Source organism: Ramlibacter sp. (assembly GCF_050250995.1).
Classification (GTDB): Bacteria; Pseudomonadota; Gammaproteobacteria; order Burkholderiales; family Burkholderiaceae_C; genus Ramlibacter.
In genome coordinates this window covers 131,546-151,696 of record NZ_JBFWNP010000005.1, presented here as the reverse complement: position 1 = coordinate 151,696, position 20,151 = coordinate 131,546, and the positions used below count along the sequence as shown (strand labels likewise).

Sequence of the window (20,151 nt, the reverse complement as noted above, 5' to 3'; positions counted from 1 at the left end):
GCAACGAACTCTCGCGGAACTCCCCTCGATGTTTTCTCCGGTCAGTGGCAACGGTCTCGGTCTCCTCAACACCTCTCTCTTCACTCTCGGCACGGACGCGCCGAGCGCCCCGGGCGCGGATGCGCGGGCCGGCCGGGGCGCGGACCGCGTCTACGTCAACGCGGCGACCGGCAACCTTGTCGTCCAGGCAACCGACGAGCTGTTGACGACGCGCGGTGAAGACCTTCGTCTCGCCCGCACGTACAACTCGCAAGGTCTGCTCGACGACGACAACGGGGACAACTGGCTGCCCGGAGCCGGACGCCGCGTGCACTCCCTCACGGGCACGCTCAACCGGACGGGCAGCACGGTGTCGCGCACCGATGCCGACGGCTCGCGCAGCCTCTTCACCTACGACTGGGCGCGCGGCGAGTACCGCAGCACGAACGGCGCGGGGGCGGTCGACGTGCTGCGCGAACAGTCCGGGGTCTGGCGGCTCACCGAGGGCGAGAGCACCACGGTGCAGGAATACGACCGCGCGAGCGGACGGCTGCTGCGCACGATCGACACCTTCGGCAACGTCACCACCTTCACGTACGCGAGCGCAACCGGGCAGCTCACCACGATCCTCGGCCCCGGCGGCGAGACCCTGCTGCTCGACTACGCCTCGGGCCGCCTTTCCCAGGTGCGCTGGCGGGCGCCGGCCAGCTCGGGCGCCACGGCGACGACGACCGCCGTCGGCACGCGCTACACCTACGACACGGCGGGACGCCTGTCGCAGGTCACGGTCGACCTCACGCCGGCGGACGGTGCGATCACCGACGGGAACACCTACTGGACGCGCTACACGTACGAAGGGTCGAGCCGGCGCATCGCCACCCTCGCGCAGAAGGACGGAAGCGCCCTCGCCTTCACCTATGTTCAGAGCGGCTCGCTTCATAAAGTCGCGAGCGTCACCGACGCCGAAGGCCGCGTCACGCGCTATGCGTACGACGCGACGGCGCGCACCACCGCCGCTACCGACCCCCTGGGCAACGTCACGACCTATGCCTACGACGCCGCGGGCCAGCTGCTGCGCGTGACGGCGCCCGCGGTCGGCGCCGCCCCGCCGCAGGTCACCCGCTACGCCTACAACGCCACGGGCGATCTCGTCGGCCGCACCGACCCGATGGGCCGCACGGTCACCATGGCCTACGACGCCAACGGCAACCGCACCGAGGAGCGCGACGCGCTCGGCAACACGGTGCGCCGCGTCTTCAACGCGGCACACCGCATGACGGTGGAAGCGCTCTACGCGGTGGCCGATCCCGACGGCGCGGGCCCCGCGCTGCCCGGCGGTGCGCTCGTCACCCGCAACGTCTACGACGGCAGCCAGCGGCTCGTCTACAGCGTCGACCCCGAAGGCCGCGTGACGCGCCACGAATACACGGCCGCCGGCCAGGTCTCCGCCACACTGCGCTTCACAGGCCGGCTCTACCCGATCGCGGGCCTGGCGGCCAATGCGCCGCTGAGCGAACCCCAACTCGCCGCCTGGTACGCCGCAAGCGATCTCACCGCCCTCACGCGCACCGACTACGCCTACGACGCGCTCGGCCAACTGCGCACCGCCACCACCTACGCGAACGTCGGAAGCAACGGCCTCGGCCTCGCCGACAGCGCGAAGAGCGTCGTCAGCTTCATCTGGAGCGCGCGCGGCGAACTGCTCAAGACGATCGACGCCAACGGCAAGGCGACGATCCACGTGTACGACGGCCTCGGCCGAGTCATCGGCAGCACCGACGGGCAAGGCGTCACCACCGCGACCAGCTACGACGACGCGGGCAGGCGCACGACGGTCAAGCTCGCGAGCGGCCTGTGGACCACCACGCAGTACAACGCCGCGGGCGAAGCCGTGAGCGTGAGCGACACCGCGGCAGCCGGCGCCGTGCTCGGCACGACGCGGAACGTCTACGACGCGCTCGGCCGTCTCGTGCTGCAGACCCAGCCGGGCGGGCGGCGCACGCTCCATCTGTACGACGCCGCCGGGCGCAGGACGGCCAGCGTCGACGAGGCCGGCGCATTCGTCGCCTACCGCTACGACGCCGCCGACCGCCCGACGCGCACGATCGCGCATGCCACCGCCGTGAACCCGCAGGCGCTGGCGGCGGCCTTCGCCTCGCCGAAGACGGCCCGCCTCGGGGATCTGGTCCCCGCATCGCACAGCGCCGACCGCACGAGCTGGACCGTCTACGACAGCGCGGGCCGCGCGGTGCGGCAGATCGACGGCGAGGGCCAGGTCGTCGACACGCAGTACGACGGCGCCTCGCGCATCGTACGCGTGACCGCGTACGCCACGCGGATGGACCCCGCGACGATCACCGACACGACGGCGGGCAACGCCATCGCATCGACGAGCGCGGACCGCGCCACGCGCCACTTCCACGACGGGGCGGGCCTGCTGCTCGGCACGCTCGACGCGGCAGGCTACCTCACGCGGTACACCTACGACTTCGCGGGCCGGCGGACCGCGTCGCGCGCCTATGTCACGGCTACGCCTCCAGCCGCCCGTGCGCAGGGCACGCTCGCGCAGCTCACGCCCGAGGCCAATGCGCTGCAGGATCTCGTCACGACGTGGCTCTACGACCGCAAGGACCGGATGGTCGGCGTGGTCGATGCCGAAGGCTATCTGACCGAACACGTCTACGACCTCGCCGGCAATCTCTCCGAGAAAATCCGCTACGCCACGCGCGCGAATGCCGGCGCGACGCTCGCGGCAAGCCGGCCTTCCGCGCAGGCGGGCGACCAGCGCTGGCGCTTCACCTACACCGCGCGCGGCGAGCTCGCCACCGAAACCGCGCCCGACGGCACGGTGACGCGCCATATGTACGACAGCGTCGGCCAACTCGTGGAGACCACGCGGGCCTGGCAGACCAAGGATTCGCGCACCGCGACGCGCCGCTGGGACCTGCAGGGCCGGCTCGTCGCCGAGCTCGCGGGCACGGGCTCGTCGCTGCTCGCGCTGGCGGCGACTCCCGCCGCGGTCGAAGCCGTCTGGGCCTCGCACGCGCTGCGCCATGCCTACGACGCCGATGGTCGGCGCATTTCAACGACGGATGCCAATGGGCTGCGCACGGTCTACTTCCACGACGCGCAGGGGCTCCTGGCCGCGCAGGTGAATGCCGCGGGGGAAGTGCAGGCCTACGAATACGACACGTTCGGCAACCTCGCGCGCACGGTCCTCCATGCGAACCGCATCAGCCTGCCGCCCGTCGCGTCGCAAGGCGGCAGCTTCGAACTCGTGCGCGCGCCGCTCGCGGCCCTGGCGGATGCCGGCCGCGACAGCATCACCACCTATGCACGCGACCGCGATGGCCGTGTCCTGCGCGAGACCGACGCGCTGGGCAACATCAGCGAGTTCACCTACGACGCCTTCGACGCCGTGGTTCGAACGCGCGAGCAGATCGACGCCACCCGCTTCACCGTGCGGGAAGACCACTTCAATGCGCGCGGCCAGCGCATCGCAACGACCACGGACGCCGGCGGCCTGAACCTCGCGCAGACCGGGCGCTACGACGCCTTCGGCCGGCTCGAATCCTGGACGGATGCGAGCGGCGCGACCACCACGCGCAGCTGGGACCGGCTGGGCCGCGAGGTGCAGGTGCAGGCGCCCATCGGCGGCAGCAGCGTCACCTACGACGCATTCGACCGCGTGCTCGTCGCCACCGACGCGACCGGGCGACAGACGCGCACGACCTACGACGCGGCCGCGCGCATCGTCACCACCGTCGCGCCGGACGGCGCCACGGTCCGCGCCACGGCGAACCGGCATGGAGAGACGATCTCCGTGACGGACGCGAAGGGCGGGGTCACGGCCTGGACGTACGACCTCGACGGCCGGCTCGCATCGGTGCGCGACGCCACCGGCGGAACCGAGTCGTACAAGCGCGACCGCGCGGGCCGCGTCGTCGAAAGCAAGGACGCGAACGGGGTGATCACCACCTACAGCTTCGACGCGGCCGACCGCATCGTCACGCGCACGGTCGGCGGCGGCCTGAACCAGGTCACGCGCTACGGCTGGGACACGGCGGGCCGCACGATCGAAACCATCGACGCGCAAGGCACGAAGACCACGACCACCTACGACGCCGGCGGCAACGCGCTGACCGTCACGCTCGATCCCGAGGGCCTGGCGCTGGTCACGCGCATGGCTTACGACGCGCAAGGCCGCACGCTCGCGGTGACGGATGCCAGCGGACGCGAGACCACGTATGCCTACGACGGCGCCGGCCGCCGCACCAGCGAAAGCACGGGCGGCCTCGTCACGCGCTGGTTCCACGACGTCGCGTCGAACGTCGTGGCGCGGCAGGATGCGGACGGCAGCGTGACGCGCTGGGTGTACGACGCGAATCACCGGCAGGTGTACGTCGTCGACGCGGCCGGCGGCGTGCGCGGCACGCGCTACGACGACGCGGGCCGCATCGTCGAGGAAAAGACGCACACGCTCGCCGTCTCCAAGGCATGGCTGGCGACGCTCGCGCCTTCGCGCGTGCTGCAGGCCTCCGAGGTCGAGCAGCAGTTGCAGATCGCGCAGCAAGGCGCAAGCGCAGCGGGCGACGCGCGCACCGAACGCATCTTCGACGCGAACGGCCGGCTCGGCTTCACCATCGATGCCGCAGGTGCCTTGACGCGCTTCGAGTACGACCGCAACGGAAACCTCGTGCGGCGCACCGGCTATGCGAATCCGGTGAATGCGCTCGTGCCGCGGACCTGGGCCGCGCTCGTCGCCGCGCTGCCGGCGGCGAACGCGCGCAACCGCGTGCTGCACAACGCATACGACGCAGCCAACCGCCTCGTTCGCCAGCTCGACGCGGGGCAGCTCACGGTCATGCGCTACGACGCGGCCGGCCAGGTGATCGAGCGCGTCAGCTACGCGACGTTGACGGCCAACGTGAACAGCACGCCGGCATCCACGCCGAGCGACCGCATCGAGCGCATGGCCTACGACGCCGCGGGGCGTGTCGTGGCGCGTGCGACGGCGCAGCGCGCAGGAAGCGCCGGAGAGACGCTCCACAGCGTGGAGCAGTTCACCTACGACGCGACGGGCCGTGTGACGGCGCAGCGGCGGCTCGCGAACTTCCTGTTCTCGGCCGGCGCGCCCGCATTCGTCGCGCAGTGGCTCTCCACCGCCACCCGCGACGACGCGCGCGACAGCGTGCAGCGCTTCGCGTACGACGCGGCGGGTCGCCTCGTGCGCGAGACCGACGCCGAAGGCGCGGTGCGCGACTCCATCTATGACGACGCCGGACGGCTGATCGCGCAGGTCGCCTATGCGGGCTCGGCGACGGGCGCGAGCACCGCCCCGGCGACGCCCGCGACCCTGGCCACGCTCGCCAGCGCCCTCGACGCCGGCAGCCGCCTCACCCGCTTCGCCTACGACGCCTCGGGTCGCCTCGCACTCGAAGTCGATGCCGAAGGCGCGGCCACGCGCTACGTTCGCGACGGCGCAGGCCGCATCCTCAAGACGATCCGCTACGCGAACATCGTCGCACTCGCGCCCGCGCCCGCGCCCGCGCAGGCGTGGAGCGAAGCCACGATCGCCGCCGCGCTGCGCCCCGACGCCGCACACGACCGCGTCGAGCAGAACGTCTACGACGCCGCAGGCCGCATCGTCTACACGATCGACGCCGAGGGCGCGGTCCGGGGCCACGATTACGACGCGGCAGGGAACGTCCGCGCCATCACGCGCTTCGGCGTCTTCCTCGCGGTCGGCAACGCGAGCACATCGCCGGACGTCTGGTCCGTGCAGACTCTCGAGTTCGCGCTCTCCGAGGCGCTCGCCGGGCGCGACGACCTCGTCCGCACCGACGTCTTCGACTACGACGCACGCGGGCTGCTGCTCGCGTCCACCGACTCGCTGGGCTTCGAAGAGCGATTCAGCTACGACGCGCTGGGCAACAAGCTCAGCTTCACGAACAAGCGCGGCGCGACGTGGAACTACACCTACGACGCGGCCGGCCGCCTGCTGAAGGAAACGACGCCCGAAGTCGCGGTGGCGGCCAACGGTACGGCCACCGAGAAGGCGCGACGCATCGACACCGTGCTGGCCTACGACGCGCTCGGCAACGTCGTCTCGCGCACCGAAGCGGCCAACATCGCGGGCCAGTCTCGCACCACCACCTACGTCTACGACGCGGTTGGACGGCAGATCAAGACGATCCATCCGCAGGTCTGGGTGCATGACGGCTCCACGCCCACGGCCGGCGACCTGTTGCGGCACGAGATCCTCGTCGCGCCGACGACGGGCGTCGTCTACGACGCACTGGGCAACGCCATTGCCGGGCGCGACGTCGCGGGCAACGACAGCCTGCGCCGCTACGACCGCGCGGGCCGGCTCGTTGCGGAAACCGACGCGCTGGGCGGCGTCACCGAATACACGCTCAATGCGTTCGGCGAGGTCGAGCGGCTCACGCGCCGCGCGCGCCTCGCGGGCGAGCAGGACCGCAGCATCGAGACGCGCTACGACCGGCGAGGCCGGTCGGTCGAAGTCCTGCAGCCGCTCGCTTTCGCCCACGATACGCGCGCCGCGAACGACGACGGCGCGATGCGGCAAGCCACCTGGACGTCCTACGACGCATTCGGCGAGGCCACGAAGGTCACGCAAGGCGGCGTCGACGCCGACGGTGCGGCGTTCGCCAGCGGCGCCACCCGCTACTGGCACGACCGGCGCGGCGCGCTCGTGGGCGAGTTGCGCGCGCTCGATGGGCACGACGGCGCCGTCGAAGGCGGTTACTTCACGGCGACGGTCCACGACGCCGAAGGCCGCGTCGTCGAGTCCACGGCGTACGACCGTCTCGTGGCCGGCAGCGACGCGGAACTCGCGGACCTCGCGACCGTGCGCGCGCGGCTGCAGGCCGGCAGCGGCGACCGGACGACCCGGAGCGCCTACGACGACGCCGGCCGCCTGCGCAGCGAAACGCGCGTGGGCCGCTACAGCGGCACGGCCGACGGCGAACAGTTGCAGACGCTCTACTACCGCGATGCGCTGGGCAACGTCACGGCGACGCGGGACGCGACGGGCGCCATCACGCGCACGGTCTTCGACGCGCTGGGCCGCGAGCGCGCGACGCTCGGCGCGACGCGCACCGACGTCGACGGCACGAACGAAACGACGCCGCTCACGCAGTACGCGCGCGATGTCTACGGCAATGTGGTGGCGCGCACCGAGTCGTCGCGCAGCGCCGTGCTGGTCGGCGACGCGGCGACATGGTCGTACACCGCTCCCGCGTTCGATGCCGCGCGCGACCGCCGCACCCTGACCGAGTACGACGCGCACGGCCACGCGATCCGCGAGACCGATGCGCTGGGGGTCGTCACGCAGCGCTCGTACGACAGCACCGGGCGACTCGCGCGCACGTGGACGCCCGTGGCCACCGCCGGGGAGGCCGCGTTGCAGGCGGCCTTCACCGTGCAGCGTTACGACGCGCTGGGCCGACTCAGCGAAACCGTGACGCCGCTCGACGCGGGCACGAACACCGTCACGCAATACCACTACGACAACTTCGGCGAGCTCACGCGCACCACGGTCAATGGACAGGACGTCGAAACCAACGAGTTCGATGCGGCGGGGCGGCTGTGGCGCACGCGCGGCGCCGACGGCGTGGTGCGCGTCTTCGTGCGCGATGTGCAGGGGCGCGTGACGCAGGAAATCACGAACCCGCTGGCGAGCCTTGCGAACGTGACGCTCGCGACGATCGCGACCGCGGCCGATCAGGCGGGCGCCCGCGTGACCGAAACGCGCTTCGACTCGCTCGGCCACGCGGTGGCGACCCTCGCGGCGCGCGAGACGGAATCGCTCGACGCCACGACGCAGCAGGTCGCCTGGCTGGAAATCGGGCCGGCGTCTTCGGTCGACGGCGTGAACGCCGTCGAACTCTCCTGGTCGTCGTTCGCGGACCTGGGCGCGGGCGACGTGAAGGTCCGCATCGACTACGTCGTCGCCGGCACGGACGAGCCGCAATCGGCCTCGCGCACGCAGATCTTCGAAGCTTCGCAGGCCACGGAGGGCGCCGGCGTGGAATGGCTCGTCGGCCCCGAATTTCCCGCCATCGCCGAAGTCGCGCGCGTCCAGGTGTGGAAAAAGACAACCGGTGGCGACTGGCGGCTCCTGATCGACCGCGGCACCAGCGGCGCATGGGGCGCGTGGATCACGGCCGACGCGCCGCGTGAAGGGTCGCAGGGCGCACAGCTGTGGATGCGGCCGGAAGGCAGTTCGAGCGACTACGTCCTGCAAGGCGACATGGTGCGCTTCGGCGACCGCGTGTTTCATGCGCACACCCCCGGGGAAGGCCAGGCCACACGCTACGACTACCAGGTGCGCTGGGGCGAGCAGGTGCGCGACGCGGGCACCTTCAGCCTCGCCTCGCGCACGGCCGCGCTGGCGGAGTCCGACCGGCCCGCCGTCGTGGGCGATGCGCTGGTGTGGAAGGCCGGAGAAGAAGGGACGTACGAGCGGCTGCGCTTCCGCGCGCAAGGCGGCGAATGGATCGATGTCGTCGATCAGCGCGTGGACCTGAACTCCGGCTGGATCGCGCGCGACGGCGCGAACGCACGACTCGACATCGCGCTGCTGCCGCTGGGCGACTACGCCTACGAGCTGCTGCGCTACGGCGGCACGGCGGACGCGGCGCTCGTCGCGCATGCGAACGGCAGCGTGAGCATCGGCCCCGTCGTCACCTTCGGCACCGGCACGGACGCGGCGGGCACTGCACACGTCAACGTGCTCTCGTGGCCCGCGCCGCCCCAGGGCGAAACGGCGCGAGTGGAGATGCGCACGGCGGACCATTCGGTGGAGCCCGCGGTGGTCGGCGCGTGGCAGGACTTCAGCGCGAACGCCGGCACGTTCGGCGCGACGCTCGGCCTGCCGCTGGACGAGCGCGGCAGCGGCCCCGTGCAATACCGCGTGAGCTACATCCGCGCGGACGGCAGCGCGTATGCGCGGTCGACGGGCACCGTGTACATCGTGCCCGCGCCCGCGGTCCAAGCCGTGGCGGGCGGCCTCGCGCTCGCGTGGGCCGCGCCGGCATCGATGGTGCTCGGCGGCGTGACGTACGAGGTGCAGCAGACGCTGCGCATGCGCGACGTCGCGACGGGCATCGAGACCGACTTCAGCTACGGCGTCGCCTCCTTGGGCGAAGGCATGACCGGCATCGACTTCGCCCAGCTCGGTCTGCAGGACGGCCTCGCGCATGCGCACGACTACACGCTGACATGGCGCATTCCGGGCCTCGCCGACACGGTGCTCGGCAGCGCGAGCGGGCGCTTCCGCATCGCGGGCGCGCCGCCCCTGCTCGTGGCGGCGATTGCGACGCAGGACGCGCATCTGGCGTGGACGATCCCGCTGGACCTCACCGGGGAGCGCATGGCGGCCACGCTGAAGGTGCGCGCTTCGGACGCGAGCGAATGGACGACGCAGGCGTTCGAGTCGAAGCCGGATGGCGCGGCGCGCTTCGAGCTGCCCGCGGGCACGAACGAGTACCTCATCGAATACGCGGGACGGGAAGTCGCGGGCGGCGCGCCGGTCGCCTGGGGCAGCCACGGCGGCGTGGCAACGGCCTTGCCGCAGCCGCGCTTCGGCGTCTTCGCCGATGCGAACCCACTGCGGCAGGCCGAGCTCGAACGGGTGCTCTCCTGGCCCGCCGCGCACAACGAAGCGCCGCAGGGCGCGAGCGTCACGCTGGTCGAGCGGCGCACCGGCGCCGCGAGCCAGCCCGCCATCGGCTACGGCTACGGCGGCCGCAACTGGATCGACTTCAACGGCTACACGCCGGGCGACCACGACTACACGCTCGTTTTCACGGCGCCCGGCGGGGGAGAGCTGGGTCGCGTCACCGGCGTCGTGCGCGTGGTGCCCGAGCCGGAGCTGCGCTCAGCCGCGGGCGCGACAGCCGTCTGGTCCGCGCCGCAGATCGCGTGGCCCGGCATCGACGTGCGGCAGCGATTCGAGGTCAGCCCGCGCACGCACAACGCATGGAGCGAGCGCGCCGCCGTCCACGACGCGGTGGCGAGCGAATACGCGGTCGATCTGTCGTCGCTCGATCCGTCCGCCTGGGACTACCGCCTGATCTTCACCGACGGCGCCACCGGGCAGGAGATCGGCCGCGCGAGCGGCACCTTCGTCTCCTTCCCGCCGCCGGGGGTGGGTCCGGTGGCCGGCCAAGACCTTCCCGCTGCGGCCCTGTCGTGGATGACGCCGCCCGCGGGCTTGCGTGCGGAGGTCAAGCTCACCCGCGTGGGCACAGGTGCGGGCGCGGTCCCCGTCGACTTCGACGCGCTGCCCGCGTACACGGGCCCCTTCGCCAACTGGGGGGCCCGCGAAGGCGTGCTGCTGTCGGCCTTTGCCGCCGGCGACTATGCGTATCGCGTCGAGTACTTCGAAACGGCCAGCGGAGTCTCCTTCGGCCGGTTGCACGGGAGCCTGCGCACCGCGCCGCCGGCGGTGGTGACCAACGTTCCGGCGGGCGCGACGTATGCGCAACCGACGGCCGTTCTTCACTGGCCCACGGCCGCCGATGTGTCCGTGCAGATCGAGCTGCGCGATGCGCAAGGCGCGATCGTCGCCACGCCCGCGGTGAAGGCCTTCACCTTCGACGGCCCGCGCGCCGGCATCGAGCTCGATGCGCTCGCGACCGGCTCGTACAGCTACGTGCTCACCTTCACCATCGACGGCGAACAGGTGCAATCCACCGGCGCGTTCGACTACGCCGCCGCTGGCGCATCGAGCCTCGGCGTAGGCGTCTTCGGCGCGAACCTCGTGTCGTGGCCAACGCCGCCGGAGGGTGTTTCGCAGCGCCTGTTGCTGCGCGCCGTCGGCGAGACAGAGTGGATCGAGCCGCTCGACCCGGAGGACATCCCCCCGGTCGGCGATGAAGTCCACAGCGGCTTCACCCTCGACGCGCTGGGCACCGGCGACTACGACATCCGCGTGGAATTCACCCTCGACGACGAACCGTGGGGCGAGATCGAAGCCGTCGTGCATGCGGTCGGCAAGCCGAGCTTCGGTGTTGACGTCGAATCGGCCTCGATGTTCACGTGGGGCATGCCGTTGGCGGGCGTCACGAGCCAGTTGGAAATCTGGCGCAATGGCGTCCCGGTTTCCGTGCCGTCTCCGTCCGAGCTCGAGCCCGGCCGCATCGGGATCTCGCTGGCAGACCGCACCGCGTATCCCGCAGGCGCCTACACCTGGCGCCTCAGCTACACGAACGGAATCGAGCCGGCCGGCGAAACCACCGGCAGCTTCCACATCGCCGGCGCGCCGACGGTCGCCTTCGACGCGCCGAGCATCACGCAAGGCACGACGGGCCGCTACCTCGCCTGGTCCACACCGCCCGCAGGGTGGACGCAGCACGTCGTCATCGAGAACCTGGACAACTGGGAATTCGAGCCGATCGAAGTCTCCGGGGCACAGGTTCCGTCGCTTGGCAACGGCCTGTCGGGCTGGGACATCGCCGGGCTTTCGCAGGGCCGGTATCGCTACGCCGTCACCCTCGCCGAACCCGGCGGCGCACCGAACGTCAGCACGGGCGAATTCACCGTCGCGCCCGAGGTGTACATCGACAGCGACTGGGGCTATGCGTTCTGGGAAGGGGCCTCGGGCGGCGAATGGCCTCAGGTGTACGAGAACGACGAGCCCCTGCCCGACGAGTCGACCTACGTCGACCTCGCTTCGCGCGCGCCCGGCATCTACAGCTTCCGCGCCGTCTACTCCGACGATGCGGGCGCGTACACGCGCGTGGACACGACGCTGGAGGTCAGCGAAACCCTGTGGCCCCCCGGCAGCGAACAGAACATGCGGGTGCTGGGCGTTGCGTTGTCGATCGCGGAGTCGGTGGGGACCGACGGCAATCCACGCACTTTCATCACCTTCGAGGCGGATGAGGCAGCGACCTATCGCTTCATCTGGGGCGGCGAGAACGAGGGCGAAGAACTCGACGTCGTCGTGGAGGACGGCATCGCCACCATCGACGTGAGCGACGTCAACCGTGGCAACCACTCGTACGAGCTGATCGCTGTCAAGGACGGCGTCTACGCGCATGCCACAGGCGAGTTCTTCGTGAGCCACGCGGCTCAGGCGTTCACGGTGCCCGTGAAGGCCATCGAAGGCGTTCATGTGGTCGGCACGCAGCTGCGCTGGCCGGCGGTGGACATGCCCGACTGGTACAACCAGCGCGTCGAGGTACTCGTCGGCGGCACGTGGACCCCGCTGCAGTATCCGCAGTACGAGCGAGGCGAGCTGTACGCCGAGTTCGGCGACCTGGAGCCGGGCAGCTATCACGTCTCCATCTACTACGTGGACCGCCATCCGAGCCGCGCCACCGTCATGACGCACAACGCGCGCGGCGTGGTGACCGTGGGGGAAGAGACCGTTCTGCTCGAAGAGCCGGAGCTGCGCTGGATCGAGACGCACGAGGTGCTGGCCGAGGGGCACAACCCGATTCCCGATGTGCAGCTGCACAACCCTGTTTACACGGACGAGGATGGGACGGGCCAGCACGTGGTCATCACGGTGCCTTACCCCGATGGGTTTGCCCGGGAGTTCAACGGGCAGGAGCATGCGTGGGCACGGAGCGAGCTCAAGATCGACGGCGTGACGTACAGCGGAACGCCGTACATCGAGGACACGCTCGGCCTGGGCTTCAGCGGCGTGCAGGCCTTCGTGATCGACAGCATTCCGGGGCGCACGTTCGCGAGCACGTACGAGCTGAAGTTCTTCGCGGCGGACGGGACGGTGTTTGCGGCGCAGTCGGGGCTGTACGAGCAGTGGGCGGTGGAAGGCATGCCGTACGAAGGCAGCACCGGGGCGATCACGGACACGACGCCTGCGTATGTGCCGTACCGCGTGGTGGAGGGGCACGAGGAATGGGTGGAGTCGGAGTTGGTGACGGTCGTTTCTTACGAGACGAATGCGCCGCTGCAGACGTACTCGTTCGTGGCGCCGGGGAGTCTGGAGGATCCGAGGATCGAAGACTACACGGAGGCGCCGCTCGAAGAGGGGCGCCTCCTGCGCGGGTACGAGGTCGCGAGCACGCAACGCTACTACTACTTCCGCGGGGTCGAAGCTTCGTATCTGAACGGGGCGAGCACGGCTGTCGGGTCGGCGCTGGTGTCGGGTGGGGCTGACGGTGGCAGCGGTGCGGGCGGTGGTGGGTCCGCGACGCTCTCCCAAGCGCACGGGACGAGCCTCGGGCTCGGCGTGACGCAGGCGGTTGCGCTGTCGCATCAGTCGGTCACCGAGGGCATCACTTCGTCGGGGTCGGGGGTCACGCTCTCGAGCCTCTCGCGCAACGTCGAACTCACGGGCCTCGTGAGGCAAGACCGCCTGTTCGGGGCGAGCAACCACAGCGCGGTCGACCAGACCGTGGCGGACGGCCTTCCGGTGTCGCTCGCATTCGATCCGAGCTGGGTGGAGAGTGCGATCACGAGCGCGCCCTCGGTCATCGCGACCACGCCGACCGTGAGAAGCGAGTTCGACCGATGGGGTAACGCCGTCTCGGTCACGGACGCGCGCAATGCGGACTGGCGGACCACCTACACGTACAACGCCTCCAACCAGATGACGTCGGCGGCGCGTCCGAACGAAGGTGGGGCAGCCTCGATCACCCGCGCTTCCTACGACAACGCAGGCCGCACCCTGAGCGTGACCGACGCGAACGGCAACGCGACGCAGATGGCGTACGACGCGGCGGGGAACCTGGTGGGCGAGCGCCGGGCGGACGGGGCCGTCACCCTGCACAAGTACGACGTGCTGGGCAACCGCACGCAGATGTGGGTGCATAGCAGCGGTTCTGCAGCAACGGGCGACATACGCTACAGGGTCACGAACTACGGCTACGACTTGAAGGGGCAACTCACGGAGGTGGTTCGCCCGAATGCGGAGACTCGCGTCACGGGCCTCGGCAAGTCGGAGGAAGTGGCCCAGACACGGGTCACGAATTGGCAGACAGCCGGCTTCGACGAAGTGACGCACGAAGTCACGGCCGGCACCGCAAGCGGCACCGGCCGAACCCTGGAGCGCTACGCCTACGACTCGCTTGGCCGACGCACGAGCGCGCTGCTGACGACCCAAGACGGACAGCTGCTCGACGCGACCGGCATCAACGCCCGAATCGCGACCACGAAGTACGACTTGGCCGGCCACGTCATCGAGCAAAGCGGCTTCGACGCGCAGGTGACGAAGTACCGCTACGACGCGTTCGGCCGCAAGGTGTACGAGCAGGACGCTCGGGGCGGCGAGATGACGTGGACGTATCAGGGCGCGAGCCATGTGGTGGCCGATCACGTCGGGCTCGACGGGACCGTGGCGCACTACGCCTACGACGACGCGGGTCAACTGGTTCACGAGAGCTCGGGACCGCGGGTGATCGATGCGGCCGGCAACACGGCGAGCGTCGACCGCGTCTACACCTACGACGTGCAAGGCCGAGTAACGGGAATCGTCGACCGCAGCCAGCCCGGCGTCGAGAAGCGCACGGAGTGGACCTACGACGAAGCCGGCAACCGCACGCGGGAGGTGACGAAGGAGGTGACCGAGCAGGGCACCCGCACCCTTCAAGACAACGTGCTCACGCACGATGCGCAAGGCCGCCTGACTTCGGTTCAAGATAGCCGCATGTCGTTGGCCTACGCGTACGACGCCGCAGGCAATCGCGTTCGCACGCAGTCGCGCTACTACGACGAGGCGGACACGCTGCAGGAGTCGGACATCGCGATGGCCTACGACGCGATGAATCGCGTCACGCTGCAGCGAGACTTGAAGGGCGGCACGGCGGCAGCGGTTCGCGGCAAGTCGATCACCTATGACGTGATGAGCCGACAAGCGACGCAAAGCTGGCTCGGTGCGAAGCTGGAAACCTACTCCACGCCATTCGATCCCGAAACCGGCACAGGTGGAACGTCGGGCCTGCGCATCGTCGAAGGCGAGACGACGGAGCGCTACGTCTACGATGCCGCAGGCCACCTGGGCGCGATCTACCGAGACAACCGCGTCGTCGAGTCACGCAGGTACGACGCGGCTGGCCGCATGGTCACGCGCGACGGCACGGTCGCGGGCGACTTGGCGACGCAGGTCGGCGAGCAAGGCATCGCCGAACTCGGCCTCGACGTCTCGCGGCAGAACAATGTCTACGACGGCGGCTCCGACCGCATCAAGGCGCAGTACGTCGAAGACTTCCACGTCATCGGTGATGGCGAAAGCCCGCAGCGCGAGTTGGCAACCTCGGCGCGCACGAGGTTCGAGTACGACGCCGTCGGCAACGCGACGAAGATCACGACCGACGCGTACCGCTCCGAAGAGCGGTCCGGCGACGCGATCCTCACCTACCAGGCCATCGGCGACGCCTACCGCGAGGTGAAACAGGAGAAGCTGGGCGGCGTCGCGATGCGCAGCTACGACGCGAACGGCTTCATCACCGGCGTTACGCAGCAGATTCACGGCGCGAGTCCTACTCGTCGAATCTCGACGGACGCGATGGGCCACGTGCTGGAAAACCGTGAGCTGAACACGGGCATCACCGAGCGGTTCCTGATCGCGGAAGGCCAGCAGCTCGCGAAGACCGGCCGTGAAGCGACCTATCGCGATGTAGCCGGCGTGACGACGCAGTTCGCGAACGTGCTGCGACCCACGGCGCAGGGCTCCAGCGCTGGCTCCTACGTCGTGCAGGCAGGCGACACCCTGCAGACCATCGCACGCACTGTCTACGGCGACGCATCGTTCTGGTTCGTCCTCGCCGAAGCCAACGGCCTCTCCGACCCCGACGACGTCGAGGCGGGCCAGGCGCTGATCGTCCCGAGCACCGCGAGTTTCGGCGGCGGCACGCTCAACGGCGCGAACACCGTCCAGCCCTACGACATCATGCAGGCCCTCGGCGAGAACACGCCGAACCTGCCGATGCCCGCGGATGGCCCGGCTTGCGGGGGCATGGGGCAGATCGTGATGGTGATCGTTGCGGTGATCGTGACGGTCTACACGGCAGGCGCGCTGACTGGAGCGAGTGGCTTCCTGCAGACGATGCAAGCGGGGTTGAGCGTGATGACGAGCGGCGTGGCCGCCGGCACCACATCGGTCGCGGCCACTTTAGGGACGGCAGGAACGCTTGCGGTGTCCTCCGCCGTGGGCTCGATTGCGAGCCAGGTGGTCGGGGTGGCTACCGGGGTGCAGGAGAAGTTCAGCCTCGAGCAAATTGCCATGTCTGCCATCTCGGGCGGCGTGTCGGGCGGCTTGGTCGGCGCGAACTTCGGACTCGGCGATATCGGCAACTTCGCCGCACGTGCAGCGGTGACGAGCACCGTCACGCAAGGCATTGCCGTGGCAACGGGAATGCAGGATCACTTCAGCTGGCGGTCGGTATCGGCGTCGGCCATCGGCGCCGGTATCGGAGCCGCCGTGGCACCGGTGTTGGGAAAAGTCTACGGAGACTCGACGTTCGGTCAGTTCGGCGCTCGCTTCACGACGGGGTTGGTCGCAGGAGCCGCGGCGGCGGCGGCGCGGGGCGGGCGTGTGAGTTCGCAGCAAGTGGCGATTGATGCGTTTGGGAATGCGTTGGGGTCGTCTCTGGCGGACAGCATGGGCGGCGCGGGCGCGACGCAACAAGCCCAGGGCGAGTCAGGGGATGTGCTGGGCGACCTCATCGCCAAAAATAACAACTGGGCGAACGTCGATGTTGGACCGGTCCCGACATTGATGAATGGGCTGTCCTTCTCTGAGGACGTGGGAGCGCGGAATCGGGCGAGAGACCCTTTGGGGGTGATGACTGCGTACAGGGATTCGGTCAGTGTGACGCAGCGTGCGGGTCTGCTGTGGGGGACAAACCCCGTTGCACCATCGACAAACCTGCTGAGCGATTCCTCTTCCAATGCCGCGATTGCGGCGCTGTACATGAGCGAGCTTGGGTACGAAGGGGACATGGTGCCCGCCGGAGGCGGCAGCGTTCGCGTTACCCCCGGCATGGTCAACGGGATTAGCGTTAATCGGCGCGCCGAAGCGGCGTTCCAACTTGCCGACGACTTGGCGGGAATGACGAGCCTCTACCGCGACTACAAGCTGTTGGGTGGTGTCATGAGCGACTTGCAGCAGACGACCGTGCTGGACAAGCTCAAGGGAGCTCTGCAAGACAAGATGGGCATGATGCGCGTGGTGCCCACGCCGGATGCGTTGGGCGCGACGATGGGGATCGGGCTGGATGGCGTAGTGCGCTACAACAACGCCGACCTCATCGACCGTTACTCGGATGCGCTGCGCAAGGTGCAGATGTGGAAGCAAGGCATCGTCGAGTTGGATACGCGCAGCATGCTCATCACCTCTATCGGCAACCAGCGGATGAGTCCGATGCAGTGGGTGGACGAGAACACGCAGCGGTATCAGAAGGCGTTTGCCGCGGGTGTTGAAGAAGGTCAGCGAAGGGTCGGCAGCGGGCAGCTTCGCTATCCAGTAGAGATGCCGCAGCAATTGCAGGTGGGCTTGTTCGCTGACTCCTTCTCCCGTGATGTGATCGTGCGATACAACGAGCGACTGGGCGTTCCCGAAGGTCCGGGCCAATTGTTGGTCATGAATCGCTGGGCCTATGACCCCAATGGAAGCGGCATGACAGTGCGTCCGGACATGCTTCTGGATCTTGGTCCGAATCGCGCCAATCAGGTGTTGCGTTTCGTGGTCGATGGCAAGTCATCGATGAACGAGGCGATGTACTCGGGCGCACAATTCGGCCGCACGAGCAATTGGCTTGGCGGCGCATCTGTCAAGGCCGCGACGCCGCAAGGCCTGCTGCCGTGGATTCCTCGCAAAGGACGGTGAGTCAATGGGTAAGAAACAGATTCGCGAGTTCGAAAACTCTCTGGATGCCTTGCAGGCTCAAATCGGCCTGTGTCGGCAGGGTGTTGATGAGACCTTCTTGATAGACGGGTTTGCGTGGTACCGGGCGAAACTCGAAGGTGTCCGACACGATCTGGAAATTCTTGGCTTGTACGAGCAGTGCCGCGATGCGCTGACGCGAGCCGAAGAGCTGGTGGAGCTCGGGCCAGCGCACGACGAAGAGGCGGGTATGTTGATCCTCAACGCCAATCGAGCTTTGACCCAGGTCTCGGGCAGCTACGCGGAGATGAGCAAGAAGCTGCGCGAGAAGCCGGATGCTACGCTGGACGATTTCAAGCCCGATCCCGATGCGCGGGAGGAAGAAGACTGGCAACAGAAGAAGTAGCTGCGCGAGGGGGTCGCAGATTGCGCCCCCCTCGCAGCTTCAAGGCGCGAAGGCCTCGATGCGCAGTGCGGGAGAAACTGGGGTCAGATCCCAATTTCCTCCCCAGTGCGTCACGCGCAGCGTGTCGCACTCGTACCCAGGCGCCATGCGGCGGGATTGCGAACTGCATTCCCTGGAGCCGCAAGGTTCCACTGCCCTCCGCGGTCTAGGATGGAGAACCCGCTCGCGGTCAGAACCGCCGCGGCAGACGCATGAAGGAGGCCACATGGCAGAACCGCAAGGCAACAAGTACACCCTCACCGCAACGCAAAAGGGAGCAATCGGCGAGAGCGTGGTGGTCAGCATGCTGCTGCGCGAGTCCGGTGGCCGGCTCTCGCCCTTCTATTCGATCGCGGACGACGACGGCATCGACTTGCTGGTCTACGACAAGGAGACTGGCGTGGCCATCCCGATCCAGGTCAAGTCCCGAACGGCAACGCTCAACAAGCCCGGCACGACAGAGCCGGGCAACGGCGTGCATTTCGAGGTCCGAACGGCGGCGCTTCGCGAGTTCGACGACGCGCACCTGGTCGCGGTCCTCATGAATGGTGACATGAACGACATCCGGTGTTCATGGCTGATCCCCATGCAAGTTCTCCCGACCGTCGCGCGCGTCACCGACGAAAAGCTGGTGATCCGCCCGAACTCGGCGAAGTCGTCGCTGGACAAGTTCACGCCGTTCCGATGCGACACGACGCGCGGACTCACGATGCGCCTTATCAAAGCGGCCGAACAGCTCGCCGCGCGCTCGTCGAAGAAGCAGAAAGCGCCCTGACGCATCCAAGGAGACCTCATGTCCTGGGCAAAACCAAACTCGCTGCTCGACTATCTGGGTGCAGAGCACACCAACGAACTGGTCGGCGTTCACAGGTACGGACGCCACCTGCAGATGCTCGCTCATATCGACGGGTTCTTGCGGGCCCCGGTCCCGCACCTCGAGCTCCCGGCCAAGAAGCACGCGATTGCGCAGCTCTACATGTTCGTCAACTACAGCCTCTACGCGGTCGCAGCAAATCTGCTGCGCTTGCACGTGTCGGAAGCCATGGGTTGCGAACGGCGCGCCATCGACGCCACGTTCGCGGCCTACGAGATGATCCTGGACCCTGAATCGGTGGAAGAGTACGAGAAGGGGGAGGCGAGGTTCCTTTTCATCAAGAACCGCATTCAGAAGGCGCGCAACAAGGACGAAAACCTGTATCCGCTGGCCAAGGAGCTCTTAAAGACCCACGACCACTGCTCGGCCTACGGTGCGCACGCCGACATGAAGTCGATGCAGATGCGCATGAAGCACGTGAAGATGCAAGTCGTCGAGAACAAGCACAACGTCTTCTTTCTCTACTTCGAGGAGCCGCAGAGCGAGGCCGACGCCAACCTGTTCTACGTCGATACCTTCCTCAATTTTCTGAACATGGCGAAGGTGTTTGCACCCTTCGTACAGGAGCACGCGAAGGGCTTCGACTTCAAGGCCTGGAGCGAGCGGCTGGCGTCTCTCGATCTCGATTGCCGCAAGGTATGGGCAGGGGTCGCGAAGAAGGTCGACGAGGAATACGAGCAGCTGCTGCAGCAAGAGCAGCAGCAATAATGGGGCTGGGCGGCGCGTCAGTCCTGGATCGCGACCAGCCTGCCATTGTCGAAATACATGAATCGCTTGAGTCCGTAGACCCACTGTTCGCGAACGCCAGCCGCCGTCCTCGTGCGATTCACGCTCCCCGGCTCCCCCCAGGCGGTGTCGTTGACGACCTGAGTCTTGGTCATTCCGATGCGGATTGGCTTGCAGAGCATTCGGGGGAAATTGGGGTCAGATTCCAGTTTCCGTCATTGGCAGTGGCTACGGCGGGCACAACTGAATCGACTTCCGCCGGCCAGCGGCATCTCCTTCGGTCAGTTTCACGGCAGCCTGCGCACC

5 protein-coding genes are annotated in these 20,151 nt (G+C 68.4%); 4 read left to right on the top strand and 1 reads right to left on the bottom strand.

Annotated features, from left to right (window positions below; translation table 11 throughout):
- The first annotated feature begins 28 nt into the window (after nt 1–28).
- From AB7E83_RS07075 to AB7E83_RS07060, 4 genes are all read left to right on the top strand, one after another.
- Nucleotides 29–17,803 (top strand): LysM peptidoglycan-binding domain-containing protein, encoded by a 17,775-nt coding sequence (locus AB7E83_RS07075; protein WP_428567047.1) that lies wholly within the window; start codon nt 29–31, stop codon nt 17,801–17,803.
- Between the two features lie 4 nt (nt 17,804–17,807).
- Complete coding sequence (locus AB7E83_RS07070; protein ID WP_428567044.1) at nt 17,808–18,206, top strand: hypothetical protein; 399 nt, start codon at nt 17,808–17,810, stop codon at nt 18,204–18,206.
- 265 nt (nt 18,207–18,471) lie between these two features.
- Nucleotides 18,472–19,020, top strand: coding sequence for a hypothetical protein (locus AB7E83_RS07065; RefSeq protein ID WP_428567041.1), 549 nt, complete (start codon nt 18,472–18,474; stop codon nt 19,018–19,020).
- 18 nt (nt 19,021–19,038) lie between these two features.
- Nucleotides 19,039–19,827: a hypothetical protein gene (locus AB7E83_RS07060; protein WP_428567038.1), complete on the top strand. Its 789-nt coding sequence runs from the start codon at nt 19,039–19,041 to the stop codon at nt 19,825–19,827.
- A 17-nt stretch (nt 19,828–19,844) separates the two neighbouring features.
- On the opposite strand, the gene AB7E83_RS07055 is transcribed toward AB7E83_RS07060, so the two are convergent.
- Entirely contained in the window at nt 19,845–20,000 is a 156-nt protein-coding gene (locus AB7E83_RS07055) for a hypothetical protein (protein WP_428567036.1), read from the bottom strand.
- Between the last annotated feature and the right edge of the window lie 151 nt (nt 20,001–20,151).